3 protein-coding genes are annotated in these 3,638 nt (G+C 72.3%); all 3 read right to left on the bottom strand.

Annotation, left to right across the window (positions count from 1 at the left end; all coding sequences use genetic code 11):
- Nucleotides 1-16: 16 nt before the first annotated feature.
- Complete coding sequence (locus tag I4I78_RS31255) at nt 17-355, bottom strand: P-II family nitrogen regulator (protein WP_130289258.1); 339 nt, start codon at nt 353-355, stop codon at nt 17-19.
- 5 nt (nt 356-360) lie between these two features.
- Entirely contained in the window at nt 361-1,725 is a 1,365-nt protein-coding gene (locus tag I4I78_RS31250; RefSeq protein ID WP_218615110.1) for an ammonium transporter, read from the bottom strand.
- A gap of 225 nt (nt 1,726-1,950) precedes the next feature.
- The gene (gene ftsY, locus I4I78_RS31245; protein ID WP_308252465.1) at nt 1,951-3,636 is read right to left on the bottom strand and encodes a signal recognition particle-docking protein FtsY; all 1,686 of its coding nucleotides are present in this window, start codon (nt 3,634-3,636) and stop codon (nt 1,951-1,953) included.
- Nucleotides 3,637-3,638: the final 2 nt, after the last annotated feature.

Below are 3,638 nucleotides of genomic sequence, written 5' to 3'. Positions count from 1 at the left end.
TCTCGATCATCCGCCTCTAGATGGCGTCGGTGCCCCGCTCGCCGGTCCGCACGCGGACGACGGTCTCGACCGGGCTCACCCAGACCTTGCCGTCACCGATCTTGCCGGTACGCGCGGCCTCGACCACCGCGTCGACGACCTTGTCCAGCAGGGCGTCGTCCACGACGACCTCGACCCGGACCTTCGGCACGAAGTCCACCGAGTACTCCGCGCCGCGGTAGACCTCGGTGTGGCCCTTCTGCCGGCCGTAGCCCTGCACCTCACTGATCGTCAGGCCGAGCACGCCGATCTGCTCCAGCGCGCCCTTGACGTCCTCCAGGACGAACGGCTTGACGATCGCCGTCACGAGCTTCATCTCGCTCAGCCCTCCTTGCTCGTGGTGGCGGTGACCTGCGGCTCACGTGCGGTGCCGCCGGGTGTGACGATCGGGCGGTTGCTGCTGCCCAGGCCGCCGCCGACCCGCAGGGTGGAGAAGTCGTACGCGCTCTCCGCGTGCTCCGACTCGTCCATGCCGCCGACCTCGTTCTCGTCGGTGGCCCGCAGGCCGAAGATGGCCTTGACGATGTAGGCGATGACGATGCTGAGCACGAAGCTGTAGATCAGCACCGCGAACGCGCCGACGGCCTGTCGCCAGAGCTGGTCGAGCCCGCCACCGTAGAACAGGCCGTTCACCCCGGCCGGGGTGGACTCGGTGGCGAACAGGCCCACCAGCAAGGTGCCGGCCATGCCGCCGACGAGGTGCACGCCGACGACGTCGAGCGAGTCGTCGAAGCCGAAGCGGAACTTGAGGCCGACGGCCAGAGCACACACGATGCCGGCGATCGCGCCGACCGCGATCGCGCCGACCGGCGAGACCGAGGAACACGACGGCGTGATCGCGACCAGACCGGCCACGACGCCGGACGCTGCGCCCAGCGAGGTCGGCTTGCCGTCGCGGATGCGCTCGGTGAGCAGCCAGCCGAGCATGCCGGCCGAGGTGGCGACGAGCGTGTTGACGAACGTGATGCCCGCGACGCCGTCCGCGGCGACGGCCGAACCGGCGTTGAAGCCGAACCAGCCGAACCACAGCAGGCCGGAGCCGAGCATGACCAGCGTCAGGTTGTGCGGACGCATGGGCTCCCGCGGCCAGCCGCGGCGCTTGCCGAGGACCAGGCAGAGTGCGAGCGCCGCCGCACCGGAGTTGATGTGGACCGCGGTCCCGCCGGCGAAGTCGATCGCGGCCAGGTTGTTGGCGATCCAGCCGCCGGTCTCGGCGGTGACGCCGTCGAAGGAGAACACCCAGTGCGCGACCGGGAAGTAGACGACGGTGGCCCAGACGCCGGCGAAGGCCAGCCACGGGCCGAAACGCAGCCGGTCCGCCGCCGCACCCGAGATCAGGGCGACGGTGATGATGGCGAACATCGCCTGGAACGCGGCGAAGACGGTGGCCGGGATGGTGCCCACCAGCGGGATGCTCACCGCCTCCCCGGCGTCACCCTCGAGGTACTGCCCGCCGAACAGCCCGGACAGGCCCAGGTGCTCGAACGGGTTGCCGAGCAGGCCGAGGCCGACGTCGTTGCCGAAGGCCATCGAGTAGCCGAACAGCACCCACAGCACGCCGATCAGCCCGAGGGCGGACATGCTCATCATCATCATGTTGAGGACGCTCTTGCTGCGGGTCATACCCCCGTAGAAGAACGCCAGACCTGGGGTCATCAGCAGCACCAGCGCTGCGCTGGCGAGCATCCAAGCGGTATCGCCGGTGTCCGGGACTCCCACTGCAACTCCCTCCCGTTCTGCGCCGCGAGCCGTCGCGGCAGGTGGGAGAATCCTGGGAGTGGCGTATTTCGGACGATGACCGTATTCGTTGCGGGGACGTGAACGAGCCTTCCGCCGCGGTTACATCGCGGTTACCCCAACGGACAAGTGCGTTCGGTCACCGCCCGATCACCGCGGTCCGGGTCCCCGGCGTCAGTCCAGGAGCGCGTCGACGAAGGCCTTCGGCTCGAACGGCGCGAGGTCGTCCGGGCCCTCGCCGAGGCCGACGAGCTTGACCGGCACCCCGAGCTCGCGCTGCACGCGGAACACGATGCCGCCCTTGGCGGTGCCGTCCAGCTTCGTCAGCGCGATCCCGGTGACCTTGACGACGTCGCCGAACACGCGGGCCTGGGTCAGCCCGTTCTGACCGGTCGTGGCGTCCAGGACGAGCAGCACCTCGTCCACCTCGGCCTGCTTCTCCACGACGCGCTTGACCTTGCCCAGCTCGTCCATCAGGCCGGTCTTGGTGTGCAACCGGCCCGCGGTGTCGAGCAGGACGGCGTCCACCCCCTCGTCGGTGCCGCGCTTGACCGCGTCGAACGCGACCGCGGCCGGGTCCGACCCCTCCGCGCCGCGGACCACCGAGGCGCCGGAGCGCTCGCCCCACGTGACGAGCTGCTCGGCGGCGGCGGCGCGGAACGTGTCGGCCGCCCCGAGGGTGACCGTGTGCCCGCCGCCGACCAGCACCCGGGCGAGCTTGCCGGTGGTCGTCGTCTTGCCGGTGCCGTTCACCCCGACCACGAGCACCACGGCCGGGCGGCCGTCGTGCGGCAGCACCCGGACCGAACGGTCCTGGTTCGTGTCGAGCGACTCGGTGAGCACGTCGTGCAGCACCGCACGGGCGCCCTCGGACGTGCGCACGGCCCGTGCGGCGAGCTGCTCGCGCAGCTTGTCGGTGATCTCCTGCGTCATCTCCGGGCCGAGGTCGGCCTGCAGCAGGGTGGCCTCGACGTCCTCCCAGGACTCCTCGTCCATCTGCCCGGCACCGAGCAGGCCGAGCAGGCTCTGCCCGAGCCCGGAGCGGGAGCGCGAGAGCCGTCCGCGCAGGCGGTTGAGCCGCCCGTCGGCGGAGGGGATGTCCTCGTCCGGGGCGGTGGGCGCGACGGTCCCGGCCACGGCCGGGGCGCTCTGCGTCGGAACCTCCGGGGCCTCCGGCGCCTCCGGGGCCTCCGGGGCCGTCTGTGTCGACGCGTCCGGAGCCGGGACGGTCTGCGTCGAGGCGTCCGCTGCCGGCGCGTCCGTGGGGGCGGCCGTGCCGGCCGCGGACCGCGTGTCGATCTGCTGGGTGGCCGGGTCCTTGCTCGCTTCCCGGGTGTCGATCACCGGGCTGTTCGGGACGGCCGGCGTGCCCCTCGGCGGCGTCGGTGCGTCGACGACCGCGATCCCCGACGGCGGCGTGCGGGCCTCGGTCGCACCGTCCGGGATCGCCATCCCGCGCGGCGGGGTGCGCACGTCGTCCGCGGTGTCGGTGGAGGTGTCCCCCGCGGTGTGCCCTGCGGTGCCCACGGCGCCGGTCGTCGTGGCGGTGCCGGCGGTCCCGCCGGGCGCCGGGATCTCGGTGGTGCTCTCGGGCGCCGCGGAGCCCGTGCCCGTCTCCGCCGGGGTCGTCTCGGTCGGGGTCGTCTCCGTCGGGGTCGTCTCCGTCGGGGTCGTCTCCGTCGGGGTCGAGGCGGCCGGCCGCTCGGGAGCGGTCGCCGTCCCGGAGGAGAAGTTGAACCCTCCCCCGGCCTGGTAGGTGCCGCCCTTGGGCGGAGCCTTCTCACCGGTCTCGAGGTTCGCCTGCTCGTCGCGCTCGCGCAGGCTGATCCGGCGCCGCCGGGCGATCACCAGCCCGAGCACGA

Origin of the sequence: Pseudonocardia sp. KRD291 (assembly GCF_019263595.1) — a bacterium.
Taxonomy (GTDB): Bacteria; Actinomycetota; Actinomycetes; order Mycobacteriales; family Pseudonocardiaceae; genus Pseudonocardia.
This window is presented reverse-complemented; position numbering and strand designations above follow the sequence as displayed.